The organism is Bacteroidota bacterium (genome assembly GCA_016715425.1).
In the GTDB taxonomy this organism is placed as follows: domain Bacteria; phylum Bacteroidota; class Bacteroidia; order Chitinophagales; family BACL12; genus JADKAC01.
In genome coordinates this window covers 949,390-973,580 of record JADKAC010000005.1, presented here as the reverse complement: position 1 = coordinate 973,580, position 24,191 = coordinate 949,390, and the positions used below count along the sequence as shown (strand labels likewise).

The following is a 24,191-nucleotide window of genomic DNA, read 5'->3' as shown; positions in this document are numbered from 1 at the left end:
TTTCACAACAAATAAGGTATTATTCCACACTTGCTTTCCTAATTAATCTTTCTTTATAATAATATTTTAAATTTTCAACCGAAATAATATTATCAAATTTATAATTATACAGACTTAATGGATTTATCCAAATTACATTTAAATACTTAGCTATAAAAGGATTAATAAAAATTTATCCCTAGTGCTATTATTAGAAATGATTTGAAGATTTAAAAAAAAATCGGAATAACATATAAAGTGAAAAAATGTTTGAGAAACTTATAAATTTTATTTGTCAACCCTTGGTATAAATCTTGTTTTTTAAAAACAGATTTAATTAACTTTTTAAAAATAAATATTATGCCTAAGCAAACAAAACAAACAATTGCACCGACTAAGAAAACCTCTGCTTCTTCAAGCGGTAAAACAACTACAACTTCTAGTAAAAAAACTACTCCTTCTCGTAAATCAACTCCAAATGATTCTATGTTAGAAGATTTTTTTTATGATGAATTAAAAGACATTTATTGGGCGGAAAAACATCTTACGAAAGCTTTACCTAAATTAAATAAAGCGGCGACAAGTAAAGAATTAAAAAATGCATTTTCCGAACATTTAGAAGTAACCAAAACTCATATTGAAAGACTTGAACAAGTTTTTGAATTGTTAGATAAAAAAGCTGTCGCAAAAAAATGTGAAGCCATGGAAGGTTTAACTAAGGAAGCAGATAGTATTGTGGAAGATACTGAAAAAGGAACCGCAACTCGTGATGTTGGATTAATCCTGGCCGCTCAAAAAAGTAGAACACTATGAAATTGCTACTTACGGTGGATTAGCACAACTTGCCCGCACTCTTAAAAAAGAAGATGTTGCAGAATTGTTGGAAGAAACATTAGGAGAAGAAAAAGAAGCAGATAGTTTATTGACTGACATTGCTGAGAATGATATTAATTACGAAGCAAGTCAGGAAGAAGAATAGATGTAATAAGTTTTAATTGGTAATTTATTTTATTAAATGGCTTGATAAATTCAAGCCATTTATTTTTATTTTGCTCTATCCCCTTATCCGTTTTTCCGTTTACTGAGTAAACGGAAATTTACCAGTGTATGAAATTTATTTCAGTTATCCGTTTACTGAAGTAAACAGAAATTTATACATTAAATGTCCAGCATATAAAATCCATTTCAGTCAGTTTTAACTGCCTGTAGCAGCCAATAATTTTCATGGTTTAATAATTTGCATCACTATTTCTTCCATAGGGGATAATGCATTATCGACCTCAGCAATTGAATTATCAATTTTAGAAAATAAATCACTCAATTTTTTATTTTCATATGCTTCGATAATTAATGGATGCACATAATATTTTTTGCAGACGTTTACTGTGTTTCCAAGATGAGAGGAAACGATTTTAAAAGTGTCTGTAATATTTTTCTTTGCTTCTATTTCACTTTCAAATAAACCGAATTCATGTAGAGCTACAACTGCATGCACAGTACCCGCCCAGGTGCGGAAGTCTTTGGAAGTAAAATATCCAGAACTGATATTTTTAATATATGCGTTTACCATTCCCGAATCAATAGATTTTTTTTCACCATTGTCATTAAAATATTGAAACAATTCTCTGCCGGGAATTTCCTTGCAGCTTTGAACAATGTTTGCCAACTTTTTACTTTTTAAATTAATTTGATGCTCAACACCTGACTTACCTTTAAAACTGAATTCTATTTTAGATCCATTAAAAGAAACATGCTTGTCTTTTAAGGTAGCTAACCCAAAGGATCCGTTTAATTTCTCATATTCACTATTACCTACTCGAATACTTGTCTTCTCCATTAAACTCACAACAGTTGCCAATACTTTCTCAACTGGAAGACCGGGTAATGCAATATCTTTTTTTAGTTGAGTACGCATTTGAGGCAAGGACAATCCAAAGTCATATAAATGATAAAATTTACTTTGATTTCGAATTTTATTCCAATTCGTATGATAACGATATTGTTTGCGATTCTTCACATCCAATCCTGTAACTTGCAAATGACCATTTTCTAATTTACAAATCCAGACACTTTCCCATGCGGGCGGAATCACAAGTGCTTTTATCCTTTTTAAATCGGCATTATCAATTTTTTATTTTCGATTTTATATGAAAACCCTTTGCCTTTTTTAATGCGGTTAATTCCCGGTTCCTTATCTGTTACATAAATTAAATTAACTGCTTCTGCCGCCTTAGCATTATCATTTAATATTAATTCTATTTTTTTTTTTCGATCGTGGAAGTAAATTTTCCATACAAATGAATTTAAAGTAACCTGAATGCTTTTCAACAATTCAATAAAAATTGAATATTAAATCTGTTTTATCTTTCAAAAGAAAATAAATCGGCATCGCTGTTTTTCTTTTCTAAAATAATGTCTGTAAGAATTTCAGCAGCAGTTAAACTAAACGTAATTCCATTTCCGCCAAATCCTAGGGCAAATAAGCTATTAGGTAGTTTTTTATAAGTTCCTATATATGGTAATCCATCAGTAGTTTTTCCGAAAATCCCCATCCAATTAAATTCCGGCTTTACATCCATTGAAGGAAATACTTTATGCAATTCTTTATAAAGCTGCGCAGTTTTTTTATTTATTTTTTTCATGCTATGATCTACAGATGAATGCTTATCATCACCTCCACCAAAAATTATTCTGCCATCCGGAGTTGTACGTATATATAAATATGGATCTGCTGTATTCCATATCAATACATCATCTTTCCAGAAAGATTCTTTAGATTTTTTTTGTTCAGTAATTGAGGCATAAGTGGAATACAGTTCCACTATTTTTTTATCAATATATTTTACTGTTTCATAACCCGTAGCATAAATAAGTTTCTTTGCTTTTATTTTCAAACCATTTTCCGTTTTCATTACTACCCCACTCTTCTTATGTTGTATATTAGTCACATTGGTTCTATCAAATACCTGTATTCCTTTTGATTGGGAATATTTATGTAATTCATGAGCAAATTTATAGGCATCCGTCTGTGCAGCGAGTCCTGAGAGTATTGCTCCGGGTGCATTAAATCCAAATGTTTTTTTAACATCATCCTTACCAAGATATTCCACATCAAAACCGGCTTGCCTTCTTGCATCAAATTCTTTTTGTAAATGAGGAATATGTTTTTTATCGGCAGCATAGTACAGACTTTTCTTAAATTCAAATTCCTTAAATCCTATATGCTCACTTATAGTATGCAGTTTATGAATTGAAGATGCACATAACTTATAACTTCTTTCCGCAGCATTTACACCAATTTTTTCTTTTAAATCTGTGAGAGAAATATCTATTTCGTATTGAAGCAAAGCCGTGCTTGCACAGGTACTTCCCAATCCAATGGAACGTGCATCAATGATTACACAATTTACTCCGGCATTAGCAAGGTAATATCCCATAAGTGCACCCGAAATTCCTGCACCCATTATAACCACATCTACTTCAATGGACTTTTCCAATGAAGGATAATTGTATGGCAGACCATTTTTTACCAGCCAATAGGGATAACCTGAAATTAAATTCATGAGACTATATTTTGTTTATTAAAAAATTGGATAAAATCATAATCATATAAAAACATCCTTATTCTAACACTATAATATTGTTATATCATTTTTACACAAACAAAAAAATTGAAATACTGTTTTAAGAATATTAGAAATAAAATATGAGGGGAATTTACTAACAACCCCTCAGATAACTCATTAACGAATATTCATGACAAAAACCTTTGGTGAAAAAGTGGTTGATTTCAATCGCAAATTACAATACACGGGTAAAATGCCCAAAGGCTTTCAGGTGATAAATCCCTATAAAGATAACCCGGAGACTATAGACGTAATGCAGCAATTTTATAGTAAATATTATAATGACACCAAGAAGAGGAAATTTATTATAGGCATTAATCCCAGTAGGCATGGCGCCGGCGTAACGGGTGTTCCATTTACTGATACAAAAAGATTAGAAAGTACCTGCGGAATAAAAATGCACTCTGCACATACGCATGAAATTTCTTCTTGGTTTTTATATGATGTGATTGCAGAATTTGGCGGTGCCGAAGCTTTCTATAAACAATTTTATATTAACTCTCCATTTCCTTTGGCAATTGTTCGTCAGACAAAAGAAGGGAAATGGCTGAATGCAAATTATTATGATGATAAGACGCTATTTAAAATGGTGAAATCATTTATGATTGATTCATTAAAAAAACATATTAGCATGGGATTGATAATTTCGGATGCATATGTATTAGGACGAAAAAATGAAATCTATCTTCAAAAACTTAACAACGAAGTAAAATTATTTGATAATTTAATAGCACTTGATCATCCGAGATATATCCAACAATATAAATCGAAAGAGAAACAACTTTATATAGACAAATATATTTTAACCTTAAACAATTCTATCTAAATCTGATGGTGCATCAGGCGATATATACAATAGGTCATTCCACACATAGTCTGGAAGAATTCATCGCTATGCTTCAGTCGTTTAACATTCAGGTTTTGGCAGATATACGCAGCCTCCCCGGTTCTAGAAAATTTCCTCATTTTGATAAAGAAAATTTAGAGAAATCGTTACCTGAAAATGGAATAGAATATATGCATCTCGCTGATTTGGGAGGAAGAAGAAAAGTGAAAAAAGATTCTAAAAACAATCGTTGGAATAATGATTCCTTCAAAGGGTATGCAGATTATATGGAGACAATAGAATTTGAAAATGCAATTTTACATCTCGAAAAAATTGCTTTAAAAAAAACTACTGCTTTTATGTGTGCAGAAGCAATTTGGTGGCGATGTCATCGCTCCATGGTATCGGATTATCTGAAAGCAAAAGGTTGGGATGTAAGACATATTATGTCGATAGGAAAAGCCAGGTGCATCGCTATACTTCACCGGCAATAATTGAAGGGGAAAATGTATTGTATTCGGATGAAGAATAAGTTTTGCTATTATTTCAAACAATCATTCTTTAGAATTAATAAATACTTTTCTCGTATATTTAAAACAATCAATATTGCTGATGATCGGCTTCTAAAAACAATAAACTGCAATGGTTGAAAATTAATTTAATATCACTTTTGCTAAAAATTAAAATAAAAAAATCGAATGGCTTATAACATTGATCTTGCAAAAAGGGTTAGAACACCCCTTACTAAAAATCCGGAATTAAAAATTGAAGAAAAGAAAATGTTTGGCGGGCATGCTTTTATGGTGAATGGAAAAATGTGTGTGAATGTAAGTGGTGAAAATCTGATGTGCCGGTTTGATCCGGATTTACTAAACGAAGTATCTAAAAGAAATGGCTATCAACCTATGATTATGAGTGGCAGAATTTTTAAAGGCTATTGTTATGTAAGTGAAGATGGTTTTACAGCTGAGAAAGATTTTCTTTACTGGATAAATATATGTTTGGATTTCAACGATAAAGTAAAGTCTTCTAAAAAGAAAAATTAGCATTCTCTATTTTAAAAAAAATCATTAAAATTTGTATTGAACAATTACATTATTATGCCCAAATATCTATTACACTTTTTCCTATTCATTATACTCCTTTTTTATACCACAACATCCATTCAGGCACAAGCACAAACGGAAATTATAATGGATACATTAATGGTAGGAACTGCCGGTTCCGAACCTTTTGTATTTGATGGAGAAGATAAAGGAATTGCGATTGAGATATGGGATAAAATCGCTTTAAATAAATCATGGAATTATAAATATGTGCATTTTGAAAATGTTGATGATGCATTACATGCTCTGATGCAGGGACATTTGGATTTAGTTGTTGGTCCCATCAGCATTACCTCAAGTCGTATTGAACACATGAAATTTTCTCAACCTTTTTATAACTCCAGTATATCTATACTTTCACCAATTCAAAAAAATAATTTTTGGCAAAAGATTAAACCATTTTTCAGCTTTAAATTATTAATTGCCTTGTTCATCTTTTTAATTATTCTTGCCGGAGTTGGAACGCTTTTTTGGATTGCGGAGCGCAAAAAATCTCCGGATCAATTTGCAAAAGATCCTCTGCATGGTATTGGCACCGGAATGTGGCTGGCTATTGTTACTATGAGTACAACAGGATATGGTGATAAAGCACCTGTGACTTTGGCAGGTAGAATTATTGCCGGTGCTTGGATGGTAATAACAATAATTTTTGCTACATCTATGGTGGCGGGAATCGCAAGTACATTAACGCTATCTTCATTGGGTGGCACTACAATTTCAAATATTGAACAACTATCAGGCAAAAGGTCGCAACAATTGACGGTTCATCTACGGAAGAATTATTAAATAAATCTAAAATTCATTCGGTAGGTGTTAATGATTTTGCAGAGACAATTACTAAACTGAAAAATAAAGAAGTGGATGCGGTGGTATATGATCGTCCGCAGTTATTATACTATTTGAAAAATAATAAAGACGAAGATTTATATATCAGTAAAGCGGAGTATTATATACAAGGTTATGGCTTTGCATTTCCCTAAACTCTCTACTTATTTCAGATGTAAATCAGGCATTACTGGAACTAGCAGAAAATCAGGAAATAGAAAAGATTGTTCATTATTATATCCAGAAAGATGAGTGATTTTTAATTAAATAATTGCAAACAATACTATTAATATTTATCAAATTTTCTGCAAAAATAAATAGGTTATCAGTTTCAATATTAAGTCAATGGTCTAAGTTAATGGTCAAAATCCATAGTCATTTTTTTTTGCCAACCGCCAATAGCCAATAGCCAAAAATCAAAGTGTAAATGAACAATAATTTCTTAACTCGAAACCTCAAACTCGAAACTATTTTAGTCAATAGTCTAAGTCAACAGTCTAAGTCAATAGTCAATAGTCAACAGTCTAATTCATTGGTTCTATATTATTTCTACTTTTGCGCTCGTCATGTTTGTACCTAAATTATTTGTAACACTCAAGACTTACACTAAAGAACAATTTTACAAAGACCTCATCGCAGGAATTATTGTAGGCATTGTTGCACTACCTCTCTGCATTGCATTTGCTATAGCATCCGGAGTTTCACCCGAAAAAGGTTTAATTACAGGAGTAATAGGAGGATTTCTGATTTCATTTCTTGGTGGAAGCCGAGTTCAAATTGGCGGGCCGACAGGTGCTTTCATAGTAATCGTTTACGGTATTGTGCAGGAATTCGGAATTGAGGGATTGATTTACGCCACTTTTCTTGCAGGAATAATTCTGGTTATAATGGGACTTGCAAGAATGGGTTCTATTATAAAATTTATTCCGCATCCACTCATAGTTGGATTCACAAGTGGTATTGCATTAATTATTTTTTCTTCGCAGATGAAGGATTTTTTTGGTCTTACTATGGGAGATGTGCCTGCAGATTTTGTAGAGAAATGGCAAGCGTATTTTTTAAATTTCGAAACTATAAATATGTATGCTATTGTAATTGCAATTAGTACTATTCTCATTTCAATTCTCATCCCAAAATATCTCGCAAAATTCCCGGTTCACTTGTAGCAATTCTTATTGCAACAATTTGTGTAAGCATATTTCAAATTGATGTAGAAACTATTGGTAGTAAGTTTGGAGAAATATCATCCTCCTTCCCTGCTCCACATTTTTCATTTATAGATTTTGCTACACTTCAAAAATTAATAGCACCTGCATTTACCATCGCTTTGCTTGGTGGAATTGAATCACTGCTTTCGGCGGTAGTATCAGATGGAATGATTGGGGGAAGTCATAAATCAAATGTTGAACTTGTTGGTCAGGGAGTAGCAAATATTGTTTCTTCTTTGTTCGGTGGAATTCCGGCAACAGGAGCAATTGCCCGCACTGCAACCAATGTGAAAAATGGAGGAAGAACTCCGATCGCAGGCATTGTTCATTCTATAACTCTTCTATTAATAATGCTTGTATTTGGAAAATGGGCAACACTAATTCCACTATCATGTCTTGCAGGAATATTAGTAGTGGTGGCTTATAATATGAGTGAATGGCGTTCATTTATATCAGTACTGCGCACCTCTAAAAGTGATGCTGCTGTTTTACTTAGCACTTTCGCATTAACAGTATTTGTTGATCTGACAGTTGCTATTGAAATCGGGATGGTGCTTGCTGTATTTTTATTCATGCGAAGAATGACACAAATAACTAACGTAAATATTATTACAGATGAAATAAATGAAGCGGATGATGAAAAAGCAATCAGCAAATACAAAGTTCCTGAAGGTGTAGAAGTGTTTGAAATAACAGGCCCGATGTTTTTTGGTGCTGCATATAAATTCAAAGAGTCTATGAAGTTTATGGAAAAGCCACCAAAGGTTTTAATAATCCGCATGCGTTTAGTTCCTGTTATTGATGCAACAGGATTACATACATTAAAAGAAGTATTTCAGCAAGCAAAAAATCAAGGTACTCAACTTATTCTTTCAGGTGTACAACAAGGTCTTTTTATTGAGTTAGAAAAATCCCGACTTATCTTTCTTGTGGGCAAAGCAAATGTTTGTGATGATATTGATGATGCACTTGAACGGGCTAATATGTTATTGAAGGAAATGTAACTATATGATTATTTAAACAAAATTCACTTTCAATTAAAATATTATTTAATAAATGTGATCATAGTTAACAGTTATTTTTCAAAGCAAATTTTTTAATATATATTTGAATGAAGGTCAAAATTAATGTGCTATTTGATTCTTTAGAAGATTACTTTATCTTGTCATTATGAAAACATGAAAAAGAATATAAATTTATAATCCATGTGGATTATTAAAAATCAAGAAACTTAGATTAAAACACAAAACAGCTATGCTAAATTAATAATATACAAATGACAGCAATAATAATAATTGGATTAATGCTACTTTTAATTTATGCAGTTTATAAAAAGACGAAATCCACAAAACAAAACACTACTGATACCATTTCAAACAAAAGCCCAAAATCAGAAAAGGAAATACAAGAGAAATTAGTGGAAACTTTTATTAATAATCTAAAATTCACAATACAAACATCTGGTCCTTTAAATAACAATAATGATGATTCAATTATTGATGTTACAGGAAACTATGAAAAAATAGGAACGCCTGCTAATATCATTGAATTTGATAGTTGGAAGCTAGGTAATAAATTTAAGAATAAATTAAAATTATCCGACAATGAAGTAGAAATACTAAATAACTTAATTGATACAGATAACAAATTCAATTCAATCCCATATTGTGCAGAATATTTAATCCGTTTACTTTTTGATTCATTAAATTATTTGGAAGAGTATTTTGGTATTGAAGAACACAATAAAATAAAAGCAGAAATTTTTGATGTTGAAATTAAAAAGCAATATAAGTATCGAAAAGGTAGCTATAATTATAATAACGCAATTACAGAACTAAGGAATAAATACAACCAATGTATCTACAAAACTTGTGAAAACGAATTAAGAGGATTTTTAAATGTAGGAAGAAGAACTGAATTAAATTGGTATTTACGCACAAATGAAGCCTTAAATCTTTTTGAGGAAAAAGTTCTTTCTATAGTATATCCATATATTGAAGAAGATTTGTTTAAAAATTATCCAATTGACCTTGAGAGCGAAATATTAATAAATAACTATAATAGAAGTAGATATAAGGAGATACTTGAAAAAATCAAGGTAGACTTTAATGAGCAAAATATTAATGTATTTAAACAACAAATCGCAGAACTGGAAAAAAGAAATTTTGAGAATCCATTTATTGAAAATATATATTATGAAGCATCTAAATTTATTTCAAACGTTAATAATATTTTGGCTTTAGAGTATTATGTAAGGTATGTATATTACGACTTAAAATCTGCAACTTTTGACAATAAACAATTCACAAAAACTATTCAAAAAAGTTTGTTCAAAACCAATGAGCAATTACACGATTTTGAAATTATTGTCAGCGAATTAATCAAAGACAAAAATTTAGACAAAGCATTAAAAAGCGTTTCAAAAATTTATGAGATTAAACGTAAGAAAATACATCTTGATATTACTTCAATAAAAGAGGTACAACAACAACACTCTACCACAGTTGAACTTCTTAATGAATATTTAAAGGATGATTCTGAGGATGAAAACAATTCCATAAAATCACAAGAGATAAGCAACGAAGAGATAAAAATAGAGATAACACAAAAACATGATGATATAAGCCATTCAGCATTTGTTTACGAATTACCTTTTACACCAATACACATTTCTGCATTAGAACTTTTCTCGAAAAGCAATTTTTCAGTTATGCAAAGTGAACTTGAACAGTTTGCAAAATCAAAAGGTGTTTTTAAAAATCAATTAATTGAAAGCATTAATGAAACCTGTTATGAGTTTTTAGATGATGTATTGATTGAGGAAGAAGAAGACTATTACACAATTAACCCAAACTATTTTCAAAGAATTTCCGCAAAATGATAGACAATATTAAACCTAAAGAAGCCACCGCTATTATCAATTCATTAATTGGCGGTGTAGTTCCAAAAATTGGTGTTCAACATATTACTGTTGGGCGTTCAGAAGAAATCAATGCAGTTGTAAATGCATTAGAAGATGTTAAAAATGGGCACAGTATGGTTAAATTCTGGATTGGAGACTTTGGTTCAGGTAAATCATTTATGCTTCATTTACTCAATACAGTTGCTTTGAAGCAGAAATTTGTAGTAGCCAATGCAGATTTTACACCTGATAATCGTTTGTATTCAAATGATGGAAAAGGAGTTGCTCTCTATTCTTCTATTATGGATAACGTTTCAATTCAAACAAAGCCAGAAGGCGGTGCATTGCCAACATTATTGGAAAAATGGATTGAGCAAATTATAATACAAACTGCTGAAGAAAATAAAATTTCATTGACTGACATTCGTAATGAACAATATTTAAGTCTAATTCAAAATAACATTATGAAAACCATTAATGAAATCACCGATGTAGGTGGTTTCGATTTTGGAACTGTTATAATGAAATATTATGAAGGATATATCAAAGAAGATGAGCAATTAAGAAGAAACGCTTTAAAATGGCTAAAAGGAGAATACAGAACTAAAACAGAAGCAAGACAAGACTTAGGAGTAAGAGAAGTTATAAATGACCTGAATTATTATGATATGCTGAAAAATTTCTGCAAACTCTTTGTATACATGGGGTATAGTGGTTTTATGGTAAATCTAGATGAAGCTATTAATCTATACAAGATTTCAACATCCGTAATGAGAGAAAAGAACTATGAAAAAATCCTTACGATATACAATGATTGTTTTCAAGGTAAAGTTGCTAACCTGTTTCTCAATTTTGCTGGAACTAAAGAGTTTTTAGAAAATGAAAGACGTGGTTTATTCAGTTATCCAGCATTAAAAAGAAGATTAGAAACGAATAAATTTGAAACAGCCGAAATAAGAGATTTTGCCCAACCTGTTATTAGGCTGATGCCTTTAAATCATAATGAGGTTTTTGTTTTACTTAAAAAGTTGAAACTAATTTTTGATTACAATTATAAATCTGAGATTCAACTAACAGAAGAAGAAATCCTTTCATTTATGGAAGAAATGTTTAATAAACCAGGGGCTTCTGAATTTTTAACTCCTGGAGAAATTGTAAGAGATTATTTAAATATTTTAAATATTATTAGACAAAACCCAGAAATTGAAAAAGCAAAACTTTTTAAGGATATTGAAATTTCTGATGAAAGACCTAATGATGAACTTATGGATGAAATTGAAGAATTATAATGTCATTTGATTTACTTTCAGAACCAATACGAAAATTTATTCGAGATAAAGGTTGGGAGCGGTTGCGACCAATTCAAACGGCTGCTATTTCTAAAATTTTAGCGTCGGATGATAATTATATTTTAGCATCAAGGACTGCTTCTGGAAAAACAGAAGCAGCATTCTTGCCAATACTTTCTAAAGTTAATTTCAATGATACAGGCGTTCAGGTACTTTATATTTCACCACTTATTGCATTAATTAATGACCAATTTTATCGTATAGAAGAACTATGCAAAAATCTTGATATAACGGTAACTAAATGGCATGGAGAAGCAAACAAAACACTTAAAGAAAGATTAATTAAGCACCCAAACGGAATTATCCTAATAACACCCGAATCATTGGAAGCTATGTTTGTAAACAAACCTTTCAATGTAAAGCATTTATTTTCTAATTTAAAATATATTGTCATTGATGAAATACACTCATTTATTGGCACAGATAGAGGAATTCAACTAAAATCAATTCTATCAAGATTACAAATGATTAATTATAAATCATTCAGTATTGTTGGACTTTCGGCAACAATTGGGGATTACGATGAAGCTAAAAAATTCACTGGAGATGAATTTAATACAAAGGTCCTATTGGATAGAACAGCCAAAGAAGTTAATGCACTATTCCGCTACTTCAAAAACAAAAACGAGGAATTACCTTTGGAACTTTTGAAAGATTTATACATTGAAACTAAAGACAATAAAGTTTTAATTTTTCCAAACAGTAGAGGGCGTGCCGAAGAAGTTGCTGTAAAACTTAGAAAGATTTCAGACAGAGTAAAAGGTCATTCAAATTATTTTTCGCATCATTCATCAGTTGATAGAGAAGTGAGAGAGTACGTTGAATATTTTGCAAAGAATAACATTCGCCAAAACTTTTGTATAGCTTGCACATCTACATTAGAACTCGGTATTGATATTGGAACCGTTGATGAAGTTGTTCAAATTGATGCAACGCATAGTATAGCCTCATTAATTCAGAGAGTAGGTAGAAGCGGAAGAAAAGAAGGAGAAAGTAGTAATTTGTATTTGTATTCTACAAATGAATGGAGTTTGCTTCAATCAATTGCTTGTTGGTTATTATATAAAGAAGATTTTATCGAACCGCCACAAAAAAATGAAAAACCCTATGATATTTTAGTTCATCAAGCATTGTCAATTACCAAAGGACATTCAGGAATAAGATTAAAGGAATTAATAAATCAACTCAAAGAAAACGCTGCATTTAAGGAAATTGATTTAAAAGAGATTGAAGAAATACTTAAACATTTAATTGAAATTGATTTTCTTGAAAAATTACAACACGAAGTTATAATTGGCGTGGAAGGAGAAAAGGTAGTTAACAGTCGTAACTTTTATAGTGTATTCAAAACAGAAGAAAACTTTAAAGTAGTAAATGCCGGAAATGCAATTGGTGAAATACCATTCTCACCACAAATTATTGAAGATGAAAACATATTGCTCTCTGCTAAAATTTGGAAAATAAAATTCGTTGACCATAAGGCAAAAAAAATAGAAGTAATCTCAGCAAAAGACGGAAAAAAACCAATTTTTTTTGGTGGTGGATCTATAATACATCCAAGGATAAGGGAGAAAATGTTTGAAGTTCTTTATTCTAAAACAGAATACGATTTTCTTGACCAACCAAGTTGTGATGAAACAGAAATAATGCGTAAAGACTTCGCTGTTTTCAATATTAATTACCTACAATCCGAACGACCACTCCTAACAACTGAAAAACATCTTCAACTATTTACATTCACAGGGACACGAATAAACAGAACAATACAATTGCTTTTAAAAATTGCAGGAATTCAAAACACACTTGACGACAGCCGTAGTTCTTTTGACATTAAGGTATCAAAACAAGAATTGATTTCGAAATGGAGTTTTTTATCCTTTCCACTTAAAGACATTGATACACATATTTCAATACTCTTGCAGACGAATCCTACCCTATTAGATTTTTCCAAATGGGGAATGTATTTACCAGATAACTATAAAATTAAACTCTTAAGAGAAAGATATTTCGACATTGAAAAGACAACTCAATTATTAGCAAATATAAATTTAGTATGCAACAGTTAAAATAGCAGTTTTGTATTCTATCTAATGATTGAAGATTTTAATAGATTAAAAAATAATTTCTTTTTCTTTAACAACACCAACATTTTGGAAAAATTATATCCATTCATTTCACATCCTTCTACATATAAAGGTTTTAATAATACGAATGCGTTTAGTTCCTGTAATTGATGCAACAGGATTACATACATTAAAAGAAGTATTTCAGCAAGCAAAAAATCAAGGTACGCAACTTATTCTTTCAGGTGTACAACAAGGTCTTTTTATTGAGTTAGAAAAATCCCGTCTCATTTTTCTTGTGGGCAAAGCAAATGTTTGTGATGATATTGATGATGCACTTGAACGGGCTAATATGTTATTGAAGGAAATGTAATCCTTTGATTATTTAAACTTCTGGAGGATAAAAATTATAGTTTAAACCAAATGTCGACATAAGTATTGGCTTAAACATATCGAATTAAATCAGGTAAACTAATTATTTCATCATTGAAAGTTGTGTGAGAATACTATTGTAATAAGTATCACATAAATTTTTATTTATAGGTTTTACTTTTGTAATAATACTAATATAATAACCACGAATAAACATATACTAACAAATTATAATTATTTGAAAAAAACCTTACGACATGCATCCGCAAGTTTTCTTCTTATCCTTGGGCTTATAACTTTATTTTTAAGCACATCCGTAATCTTTGATCTATTTGATATAAGAAGTAAGGAAGGCAACTATGTATTATTTATTGTTGAGGCAAATTTTATTTGCAGCATACTCTATTTAATTTCAGTATATGGTTTTTCAAATCAAAACGTTGGACAATAATATTATTAGTAATTGCTTCTGTTATTCTGATAGCTTTCAATATTGTATTAAAAATGTATATTAGCAATGGTGGTATCTACGAAACTAAAACTGTATATGCCATGCTATTTAGGACAAGCTTGACAATTGCCTTAACTCTGATTGCATACTTCACAATTCCAAAAACAAAAACCAATGCACTTAAAAGATAATCATTCGAACGACAAACCTGTTTCCTCATTTGCAATTTTTAAAGGCGAACTTGGAACAGCAACTTCTTTGCAGATTTTAAAAGATCAACGAATAAATGAACATGTTTCAAAAGTGCCGGCATTATTAATTTGTGTTGTTGGTGAAGTGCTTTTTGAAAACGAAAAAGGTATTTCGGAAACTTTGCTCAGTGGTGATTTTATAAATATTGAAGGATTAGTTATACATTGGTTAGTGGGTAAGTCTGATTGCCAAGTTATACTTTTAAAATAAGAAACGTTTATAGTTAAAAAAATACTCCCCTACTCTTCCATTCCTCTAAAATATGTAATCCATGTTTTAGTCTTATGCAATCCAATTTATTTCACCTGCAAATTTTAATTTTGATTAGTATTTTTAATCCATGATTAACTTCTTCAGAAAAACCCGCTTCAAACTTATGGATAACAATAGTACCGGTAAATATTTAAAATATGCTGTGGGAGAAATTGTACTTGTGGTAATCGGAATTTTAATTGCGCTTCAAATTAACAACTGGAATATTGATCGGATAAATCATAAGCGGGAAATTAAATATTTGCAAAACATCAATCTCGATCTGCAAAAGACATTGTTGCATTACAATTTCAATTAAACTTCAGAACTAAAAAGAAACCCGAGATTGAGAAAATTATATCTCAAATAAATGGTGCACCGATTGAAGATTTAAATGAATTGGCTTACAATGTGATTATTTCATTGTATGAAGAAAGATTCGCACCCAGCAATATCACATATAAGGAATTGGTAAGCTCAGGCAACTTGAATCTTATTACTAATGACTCAATTAAAAAATTGTTGCTTGAATTAGAATTGTTGCATCAATATAATATTCTATCTATTGACCATGAAACTTACGATTACCGTGAATATGTTTCGAAACCACTTTTCGAATATACGGATATGGGCAAGTTGCTTCCTGTATTTCTGGGTGATAAAACAGCAGAAGAACAACAAATTACAAAAGAGGATTTTACAGAATTACTACAAAGCAAGGAATATCAAAATGGATTATTGGTAACCAATTGGACAACCACAGATTTCATTACACTCTATCAAAATATTGATGCTAAATCAAAACGGATTGTGGAATTAATAGATGTTGAGTTAAAAAATAATATGGAGAAATTCAGTTTCAGTTGTAAATAAATTTGCAAAAGGATAATCTCAATTGCAGAATTTCAAACAATAAAAAGCACACCGATGTGTGCTTTTTTATTTAATAATATTGAGTTGATTTATTTACTGACCAGTCATTTTCTTAGGATCTAATAAATCTTTGATTTGAGCTTCAGTCAGTAATTTTGTTCACGAACCAGTTCTAAAATTCCTTTACCTGATGCTAATGCTTCTTTGGCAAGCTCAGTTGTTTTTTCATAACCCAGAATAGGATTCAGCGCAGTAACTATACCGATACTTTGATCAATATATTTCTTCAGCACATCTTCATTTGCTGTAATTCCATCAATACAATTCAAGCGGAAAGTTTTCATCGTATTAGTAAGCAACTTTTGTGATTCAAGAATAGCAGAAAGAGCCAACGGTTCGTAAGCATTTAACTGCAACTGACCTGCTTGAGCAGCCATAGTTACTGAAACATTATTTCCCATTACTCTGAATGCTACAAGGTTCATTAATTCAGGCATTACCGGATTTACTTTTCCCGGCATAATAGAAGAACCGGGTTGCATTGCAGGTAAATTTATTTCAAATAAACCTGCTCTTGGTCCGGAGGCTAATAGAATTAAATCGCTCGCAATTTTTGATAATCTTACAGAAAGTGTATTCAACGCACTTGAATATTCCACAAATGCTGAGAGATCAGAAGTAGCAGCAATTAAATCTGATGCAGGAACAATTTTCTTTCCTGTTAATTCTGCAAGATGCTTCGCACAATTATCTACAAATCCTTTTTGCGCAGTTAGTTTTGTTCCAATTGCAGTTCCTCCCATATTAATTACATATAAATTTTCTTCTGCTCTTTTTAATTCTGCAATTGATCCTTTTAGTTGAGATGCAAACGCATTAAACTCTTGTCCTAATGTCATAGGTATAGCATCCTGCATTTCAGTTCTTCCCATCTTCAGAATTTCATCAAATTCTTTTCCTTTATTTTCAAATGATGTAATTAATGCGGTTAATTCAGGAATGAGTTTATCATTCATTAGAATCATAGCAACTTTCAATGAAGTTGGATAAGAATCATTTGTTGATTGCGACATATTTAAATGATCATGCGGTTCGATATATGCATAATCACCTTTTTCATGACCACTTAATTCAAGCGCAATATTCGCTAGTACTTCATTCACATTCATATTTGCAGAAGTACCGGCACCACCCTGATATAAGTCAACCATAAACTGATCATGATATTTTCCTGCAAGCACTTCCTTACATGCTTTCTCAACAGCATCCAGCACATATTTAGGTAGTGCACCCGAATCATAATTCGCTCTAATCGCAGCAAGTTTTACTAAAACAAATGCATCAACCAACTCCGGATAATCCATTGTAGTTTGACCACTAATTTGAAAATTTTCTAATGCACGCTGTGTTTGTACACCGTAGTATGCACTATTAGGAATTTGTTTTTCGCCAAGTAAGTCTGATTCTGTTCTATATCCATCTTGTGCAAGCAACAACTGTTGGAATCAGCATCAACCCAACAATGGTTGAAGTAAGAATATTTTTATTAAATTTCATCACTAAATAATTTTTTATATAACAATTGAACTGATTAAAAAAGCAAAAAGAGTTGTGGCAATTAAGGTTACAATTCCGGGAAGCATAAAACTGTGGTTTAATAAATATTTTCCAATACGTGTTGTACCTGTCCGGTCAAATGAAACTGCGGCAAGCAGTGTTCCGTAAGTTGGCAAAAAGAAAAATCCATTCACCGCAGGATACACTGCAAGCAAAATCCACAACGGCATACCGAGTGCAACAGCTACCGGCATTAGTGTAACAACCGTAGCTGCCTGACTAAATAATAACATTGACAAAACAAACAGCCCAAGAGCAAGTACCCAGGGAGCCTGTTCAATTAAACTAGAAATTCCGGATACAATTTCTATTCTGTTTCCTTCAAAAAAAGAAGATCCCATCCATGAAACACCAAGTATAGAAATGATAGCAACAACACCACCACTCATGATACTTCCTTTAACAGCATCTGCAGGTTTAGCTTTAAAGAATATCATCATAATTCCCGCAGCAGCAAGCATGATAATCATGATTGCATCACCCATTTCTAACTGTTCAATTAATGACCCTTCACCGGTAAATAATTCATAGCTTGGACGCAATTGCGGGAATATTCCAATGATAACAACCGCTACAATAGCAATTAAAAAAACAAACAATGAATTGCGTGCATTGCCAATTTTTTCTTTGGCCATTTCAACTGCATCATCGCTTATTTGAATTTTTCCTGATTTTAATTTTTCCTGATACTCTGCATCATCTGCTAAATTTTTTCCCCGCCATGCCACTGATAATGTTCCGACAGTTAAACCTAAAATAGAAGAAGGAATAATTACCATCATTATCTGAAGCAGATTCACATCATAAGAAGTTAATACTGCTATCAAGGCAACTGTTGCAGCACTGATAGGTGAAGAAATTAATCCAAACATAGATGCGATAACACTTATTGAAAGTGGTCGCTCAGGTCGAATGCCCGCTTTGGTGGATACTTCAGAAATTACGGGAAGCAATGCATAGATAACATGTTGTGTACCGCTTGCCAATATGAGAAAGAAGGTAACAAAAGGTGCAACAAAAGTGATATACTGCGGTTTTTTACGCATCACTTTCGTTGCAAACCCAATTAAATAATCCAGACCACCGGCAGATTGCATTGTTGCCAATGCAGTGATTACGGCGATGATCATTCCCAATACAATTCCGGGAGGTGATCCCGGTGGAAGTCCGAAAATAAATACAAGAATTACTAATCCAATTCCACCCATTGTACCAAGCGCAATTCCACCAAGTCGTGCACCGATTACAATGCAGGTTAAAAGAATAAGTAATTCAATCCAGATCATTCGTACGCCTTTTAATTAAAAATTGCAATATTAATATTCAGCATAGTATTCCTGAATTGTAGCAGGATCATTTGTAGTTAATAATGATAGTCTTAAAAGCACTCTTGCTTTTGAAGGAATAAGTTCATAAGAAGCAATAAACCCTAATGCATCATCATCCAATTCGATATCTCTATCAACAAAACCTGTTAACACACGAGAAGCACGAACAACTACTACACCCTTACTTCTTGCATATTCCAAAGCTTTCACACAATCATCAGTCAGGTTACCATTACCCATACCAGCAGTAACAATTCCTTTTGCTCCTAAATCAACCGATGCTCTGATTAAATCACCGGTAGCACCTTCATAGATTGCGATAATATCAACTCTTGGTAAACTATTTAATTTGTCTACTTTAAAAATAGTTTGAGTTGTATGTTTTTTATCTGGCATATCAATATAATTAATTTCACCATAATTCACTGTTCCCAATGGACCAACTAATGGTGAAATAAATGTTTCTACAGCAGTTGTGCTTGCTTTAACAACAGCACGACCTGTATGAATTCTATCATTTACAACTACCATCACACCACGGCCTATAGATTCTTTGCTACCAGCGACAGCAACTGCATTATAAATATTCAATGGACCATCAGCACTTAATGCTGTTGATGGACGCATCGAACAAGTAAGTACAACTGGCTTTTCAGATTTTACGGTTAAGTTTAGGAAATAAGCAGTTTCTTCCATAGTATCAGTACCATGTGTAATTACGATTCCATCTACATCATCTAAAGCCAATAATTCATTGATACGCTTTACTAATTTCAACCAGATTTCGTCGCTCATATTCTGGCTTCCAACATTAGAAATTTGTTCACCGGTTACTATAGCAATTTCTTTTAATTGAGGAACTGCATTAATTAAAATATCTACGCCTACCTGCCCGGATTGATAACCCGATTGCACTTCAGTAGGGGCAGCACCGGCAATGGTTCCGCCAGTTGCGAGAATAACAATATGAGGTAAATCCTCTGCATGCAGTGTAACCACAAATAAAATAAGAATTAAAAAACTCGATAACTTTTTCATAGCATTTTTTTTAGAATTATTAATTTTTAGATTGAAATTTATTCAACATAGGGAAGGATGGTTATGCAGTAAATGCATAGAAAATGCGATACCTAATCAGAGGTAAAAGTAGATTTTTTTTTTCTATAATTACACGATATGTATTTGCCTTGCATTCAATTTATTCTGATTAATCTGGTTATACTTTGAAGTAATTTATCTGCATTTATTAATATTGCTGAACAAACTAATTAGTATTAAATGTAATCACATACTTTTTCAGGTAGTATAATTACTTTACATTATTCGATAAATAAATAATATTAAAATAATATGGAAAAGGTTGAAGTACATGTTAAATACCAAATTTCTGAAAGTATAGAAAATGTATTTGATGCAATTGTAAATGCAAAAAAATTGACAAAATTTTTTACATCTAATGCCAGTGGCAATCTTTCCGAAGGTGCAAAAATAATATGGACATTTGGAGATGCAGGTGTTTCAAGTGAGGTAGAAGTACTTAAAATAATTGAGAACAGCGAGATACGATTTGATTGGAGTTCCAATGGAAAACAATATGGTCGGGTTACTATTAAATTGTTTTCTATTGATGAGAATCATTCCACTATTGATATTACAGAAAGTGCATTTGAATTTACTAAAGAAGGCGTTCAAACTGCTTTGGGCCAAACACAAGGTTGGACAGATTTCGCTTGTTCGCTTAAAGCATTTTTATATACAGGAATTAATTTGAGAAAATAAGTAATCAGCCTTCTCTTTTTAATTAGCACTTTTTATAATGAATACTATACAAATAAAAAATACGAATACATTTACATTAGTTTAATAGAGGTTTTAAAATATTAATTTCTGTTGAGTTTTTAATTTGAGTTTCAATTGCACTAATGGCAATTATGGTTTTTATTTCACACCAAAAGTTGAATGCTAAAACTACAAGCAACAGTTAAAAAGTCTTTAATAAGATGTCAGTAATTTTTAGTTATTAAATTTTTTAGCCTTAAGATAACCCCGTAAATATTCAGAATTAATTGATTATTCTTACAAGAAAATAGCCATGCATATTCGTTATTCATTCTTAAGCTTTGTCATGCTGAATAGTATCATATTATCAGCTCAGATTTCAAACAATAAAAAAGAAGCTATAAATACGATTGATAACAATGCACCACAAATGATTAGCATGAGCGATAGCATTTGGGCATTTGCAGAAATGTCAATGAAAGAATATAAGTCATCAGAAATGCTTGCCGATTATGCAGAAGCACAAGGATTTAAAGTAACCCGCAATGCAGCAGATATACCAACAGCATTTATTGCTGAATACGGCAGTGGAAAACCAATCATCGGAATACTTGGAGAGTTTGATGCATTGCCGGGATTATCGCAACAAGCTGTTCCTTATAAAACACCTTTGGAAGAAAATGCACCGGGTCATGGTTGCGGACATAATATGTTTGGAGCTGCAAGTTTAGGTGCTGCAATTGCAATTAAAGAATTGATGGTACAGGAAAAAATAAAAGGCACAATTCGTTTTTATGGTACTCCTGCGGAAGAAGATTACGCCGGCAAAGTGTATATGGCAAGAGCCGGTTTATTTAATGATTTGGATGTTTGTCTAGACTGGCATCCGGATTATGAAATAAAAGCAAATACACAAAGCAGTAAGGCTGTTATTGATTATACAGTTTCGTTTAAAGGAAAAAGTGCGCATGCTGCCCTTGACCCATGGAATGGTAGAAGTGCATTGGACGCTGCTGAATTATTTACAACAGGCATTAATTTTTATCGTGAACATGTGCGCCCAACTGCACGCATGCATTATGTATATCTAGAAGGAGGTGAAGCACCTAATGTAATTCCCGATAAAGCATCTGTTTGGATTTGGTTGCGTGATGATACACAATCTGACATTTCCATTTTGCTTGAACGCATGAAAGATATTGCACAAGGTGCTGCTTTGATGGCGGGTGTAGATTATGAACTCACGATGAATTCCGGCTTGTACGAAGTACTTATTAATATGAAAGGTGCTGAAGCGATGCAAAAAAATCTGGAAATATTAGGACCAATCACTTACACCAATGAAGAAATTGAATTTGCAAACATGATTATGAAATCAAATGGAAATGAAGAGAAAGGAATAAGTGGAAAAATAAATCCAATTGAAGCAACATTTGAACATCCGGAAGGTGGCTCCACAGATGTTGGAGATGTGAGTTGGATTGTACCAGAAATTGGATTAGTAGTTACCACGGCACCATTTAAATCACCCTGGCATTCTTGGGTAGTAGTTGCGTGTGGAGGAATGAGTATTGGTCATAAAGGAATGTTATTCGCATCAAAAGCAATGGCAATGACAATGGTAGATTTATTTGAAGATGAAAACCTACGGAATGAAATAAGGGCAGAATTTGAAATGCGTAAAGGCGATAAAGTTTGGGTGCCATTATTGCCTGAAGGTCCACCGAAAATAAGAGAATAATATTTTTCTTTTTATTAATACAAGTATAACATCATCGTTTAGCTCAATATGTTTTCCTTGTTAAGTTGAGGATGAGTTTCATTAAGAAAAAAGCAAAAATTTCTTTACTTATCTTTACGCCACCTAAAAAAAACTGAATGATTATTGGAATTCTGGGGGAAGGTTCAAGCGACAATCGTGTTGCAGCAACTCCTGAACATATCCCTCAACTACTTAGCCTTAAAGCAGAAAAAATATTGGTTGAAGCAGGTGCAGGCATCAAAGCCAGCTATCCTGATTCTGATTATGTTGCTAAAGGTGCGGAGATAACAGACAGACAAAGCATATTGAACAAAGCGGATATGTTGCTTTGCATAAACCCATTGCCTGCTTCTGATTTAAACATGCTTGATGGAAAAGTTTTGATTGGTGGTTTTAATCCATTAGTGAATACTGCATTTGTAAAAGAATGTCTTTCTGCAAAAGTGAGTGCATTTAGTTTAGATGTAATTCCAAGAACAACACGAGCTCAAGCTATGGATATTTTATCCAGCATGGCAACGGTATCCGGCTATAAAGCTGTGCTGATGGCAGCTACCCATTTACCAAAATTTTTCCCCATGTTTATGACTGCCGCAGGTACAATTACCCCTGCTAAAATTTTAGTGTTGGGTGCAGGTGTTGCAGGATTACAAGCTATATCAACTGCGAAAAGATTGGGAGGTGTGGTGGAAGCATCTGATGTGCGACAAGCAGCAAGAGAAGAAGTACTTTCTTTAGGTGCAAAGTTCGTAGATGTGGAAGGTGCAACCGAAGATAAAAGTGCTGGTGGATATGCAGTAGAACAAAGTGAAGAATTTAAAAAACGCCAGCAGGAAACAGTGCAGGAACATGCAGCTAAATCTGATGTAATAATTTGTACTGCACAAATACCGGGTCGCAAAGCCCCAATATTAATTCAAAAGGAAACCGTTGAAAAAATGAAACCGGGTTCTGTTATTGTAGATCTCGCTGCATCCACAGGAGGCAATTGCGAATTAACAGAAAATGGAAAAATAATTCAGGTGCATGGTGTTACCATTATTGGTGATTCAGGTTTAGCTTCAACTATGCCTTATGATGCATCCAAAATGTTTGGAAAAAACATCATCAACTTTTTAAAAATCATGATTGATAAAGAAGGAAATATTAATCTGAATTGGGAAGATGATTTGATAACTGGGACTTGCATTTCTTATCAACAAGAAATAAAAAACGAGCGAGTAAAAAATTTAATAACCGTAAACGCTTAATACAATGCTATTACTACAAGATATATGTACTGGATTTCTCCCATGTTTAGATGTATGGGATATCCTATTTATTTTATTGCTCGCCGCTTTTTTGGGAGTGGAATTAATCAGCAATGTGCCTGCAATTTTACATACACCTTTAATGAGTGGAGCCAATGCCATTCATGGTGTAGTTATAGTGGGTTCCATCATTGTTATGGGTCATGCAAGTCCGGATAATTATCTAGCACTTGTACTTGGCTTTATAGCAGTGGTATTGGGAACATTAAATGTGGTTGGCGGATTTGTGGTTACCAATCGCATGCTTGAAATGTTTAAGAAAAAAGAAAAAAAATAATCTCGCTTTCAGGCAAATAATTATTACAAGAAAC

General features: G+C 32.3%; 16 protein-coding genes and 7 pseudogenes. 18 read left to right on the top strand and 5 right to left on the bottom strand.

Features of this window, described 5'->3' with window-relative positions; all coding sequences use genetic code 11:
- Nucleotides 1-339: 339 nt before the first annotated feature.
- Nucleotides 340-958: pseudogene (locus IPN31_10015) on the top strand (ferritin-like domain-containing protein).
- A 243-nt stretch (nucleotides 959-1,201) separates the two neighbouring features.
- Here the strand turns inward: IPN31_10015 and IPN31_10010 are convergent.
- Both IPN31_10010 and IPN31_10005 read right to left on the bottom strand, forming a co-directional pair.
- Nucleotides 1,202-2,265: pseudogene (locus tag IPN31_10010) on the bottom strand (DNA topoisomerase IB).
- A gap of 74 nt (nucleotides 2,266-2,339) precedes the next feature.
- Nucleotides 2,340-3,542 carry an FAD-binding oxidoreductase gene (locus IPN31_10005; GenBank protein ID MBK8682216.1) on the bottom strand — a complete coding sequence of 401 codons (1,203 nt, stop codon included), beginning with the start codon at nucleotides 3,540-3,542 and terminating at the stop codon, nucleotides 2,340-2,342.
- Between the two features lie 193 nt (nucleotides 3,543-3,735).
- Here IPN31_10005 and IPN31_10000 point away from each other — a divergent pair, with 193 nt between their 5' ends.
- The 13 genes and pseudogenes from IPN31_10000 to IPN31_09940 all read left to right on the top strand — a co-directional run bounded on the left by IPN31_10000 (nucleotide 3,736) and on the right by IPN31_09940 (nucleotide 16,084).
- A complete protein-coding gene (locus tag IPN31_10000) occupies nucleotides 3,736-4,431 on the top strand; it encodes an SMUG2 DNA glycosylase family protein (protein ID MBK8682215.1) in 696 nt (231 codons plus the stop codon).
- A 5-nt stretch (nucleotides 4,432-4,436) separates the two neighbouring features.
- Nucleotides 4,437-4,963, top strand: a pseudogene (locus tag IPN31_09995) (DUF488 domain-containing protein).
- A gap of 166 nt (nucleotides 4,964-5,129) precedes the next feature.
- Complete coding sequence (locus IPN31_09990) at nucleotides 5,130-5,477, top strand: TfoX/Sxy family protein (GenBank protein ID MBK8682214.1); 348 nt, start codon at nucleotides 5,130-5,132, stop codon at nucleotides 5,475-5,477.
- A gap of 54 nt (nucleotides 5,478-5,531) precedes the next feature.
- Nucleotides 5,532-6,618 (top strand): annotated as a pseudogene (locus IPN31_09985) (transporter substrate-binding domain-containing protein).
- A 310-nt stretch (nucleotides 6,619-6,928) separates the two neighbouring features.
- Nucleotides 6,929-8,574, top strand: a pseudogene (gene sulP, locus IPN31_09980) (sulfate permease).
- 272 nt (nucleotides 8,575-8,846) lie between these two features.
- Complete coding sequence (locus tag IPN31_09975; GenBank protein MBK8682213.1) at nucleotides 8,847-10,451, top strand: hypothetical protein; 1,605 nt, start codon at nucleotides 8,847-8,849, stop codon at nucleotides 10,449-10,451.
- Nucleotides 10,448-11,761, top strand: coding sequence for an ATP-binding protein (locus IPN31_09970; GenBank protein MBK8682212.1), 1,314 nt, complete (start codon nucleotides 10,448-10,450; stop codon nucleotides 11,759-11,761). Before IPN31_09975 ends, IPN31_09970 begins: the two co-directional genes overlap by 4 nt.
- Complete coding sequence (locus tag IPN31_09965; protein MBK8682211.1) at nucleotides 11,761-13,887, top strand: DEAD/DEAH box helicase; 2,127 nt, start codon at nucleotides 11,761-11,763, stop codon at nucleotides 13,885-13,887. The genes IPN31_09970 and IPN31_09965 overlap by 1 nt, the downstream gene beginning before the upstream one ends.
- Nucleotides 13,888-14,032: 145 nt before the next feature.
- On the top strand, nucleotides 14,033-14,257 hold the full coding sequence (locus IPN31_09960; protein ID MBK8682210.1) for an STAS domain-containing protein: 225 nt from the start codon (nucleotides 14,033-14,035) through the stop codon (nucleotides 14,255-14,257).
- A 237-nt stretch (nucleotides 14,258-14,494) separates the two neighbouring features.
- Nucleotides 14,495-14,898: pseudogene (locus IPN31_09955) on the top strand (hypothetical protein).
- On the top strand, nucleotides 14,882-15,169 hold the full coding sequence (locus IPN31_09950; GenBank protein MBK8682209.1) for a hypothetical protein: 288 nt from the start codon (nucleotides 14,882-14,884) through the stop codon (nucleotides 15,167-15,169). The pseudogene IPN31_09955 and the gene IPN31_09950 overlap by 17 nt, the downstream one beginning before the upstream one ends.
- A gap of 166 nt (nucleotides 15,170-15,335) precedes the next feature.
- Nucleotides 15,336-15,530, top strand: coding sequence for a hypothetical protein (locus IPN31_09945; protein MBK8682208.1), 195 nt, complete (start codon nucleotides 15,336-15,338; stop codon nucleotides 15,528-15,530).
- An 80-nt stretch (nucleotides 15,531-15,610) separates the two neighbouring features.
- Nucleotides 15,611-16,084: a hypothetical protein gene (locus IPN31_09940; GenBank protein ID MBK8682207.1), complete on the top strand. Its 474-nt coding sequence runs from the start codon at nucleotides 15,611-15,613 to the stop codon at nucleotides 16,082-16,084.
- Nucleotides 16,085-16,177: 93 nt separating this feature from the next.
- On the opposite strand, the pseudogene IPN31_09935 reads toward IPN31_09940, so the two are convergent.
- From IPN31_09935 to IPN31_09925, 3 genes and pseudogenes are all read right to left on the bottom strand, one after another.
- Nucleotides 16,178-17,577 (bottom strand): annotated as a pseudogene (locus IPN31_09935) (aspartate ammonia-lyase).
- 78 nt (nucleotides 17,578-17,655) lie between these two features.
- Entirely contained in the window at nucleotides 17,656-18,987 is a 1,332-nt protein-coding gene (locus IPN31_09930; protein MBK8682206.1) for an anaerobic C4-dicarboxylate transporter, read from the bottom strand.
- Between the two features lie 30 nt (nucleotides 18,988-19,017).
- Nucleotides 19,018-20,067, bottom strand: coding sequence for a type II asparaginase (locus IPN31_09925; GenBank protein ID MBK8682205.1), 1,050 nt, complete (start codon nucleotides 20,065-20,067; stop codon nucleotides 19,018-19,020).
- Nucleotides 20,068-20,379: 312 nt separating this feature from the next.
- Between IPN31_09925 and IPN31_09920 the strand changes: the two genes are divergently transcribed.
- The 4 genes from IPN31_09920 (at nucleotide 20,380) to IPN31_09905 (ending at nucleotide 24,157) form a co-directional block, all read left to right on the top strand.
- Nucleotides 20,380-20,808 (top strand): SRPBCC domain-containing protein, encoded by a 429-nt coding sequence (locus tag IPN31_09920; GenBank protein ID MBK8682204.1) that lies wholly within the window; start codon nucleotides 20,380-20,382, stop codon nucleotides 20,806-20,808.
- 313 nt (nucleotides 20,809-21,121) lie between these two features.
- Nucleotides 21,122-22,549 carry an amidohydrolase gene (locus IPN31_09915; GenBank protein MBK8682203.1) on the top strand — a complete coding sequence of 476 codons (1,428 nt, stop codon included), beginning with the start codon at nucleotides 21,122-21,124 and terminating at the stop codon, nucleotides 22,547-22,549.
- 137 nt (nucleotides 22,550-22,686) lie between these two features.
- Nucleotides 22,687-23,820: an NAD(P) transhydrogenase subunit alpha gene (locus IPN31_09910; GenBank protein ID MBK8682202.1), complete on the top strand. Its 1,134-nt coding sequence runs from the start codon at nucleotides 22,687-22,689 to the stop codon at nucleotides 23,818-23,820.
- A gap of 4 nt (nucleotides 23,821-23,824) precedes the next feature.
- Nucleotides 23,825-24,157 (top strand): NAD(P) transhydrogenase subunit alpha, encoded by a 333-nt coding sequence (locus IPN31_09905; GenBank protein ID MBK8682201.1) that lies wholly within the window; start codon nucleotides 23,825-23,827, stop codon nucleotides 24,155-24,157.
- Nucleotides 24,158-24,191: the final 34 nt, after the last annotated feature.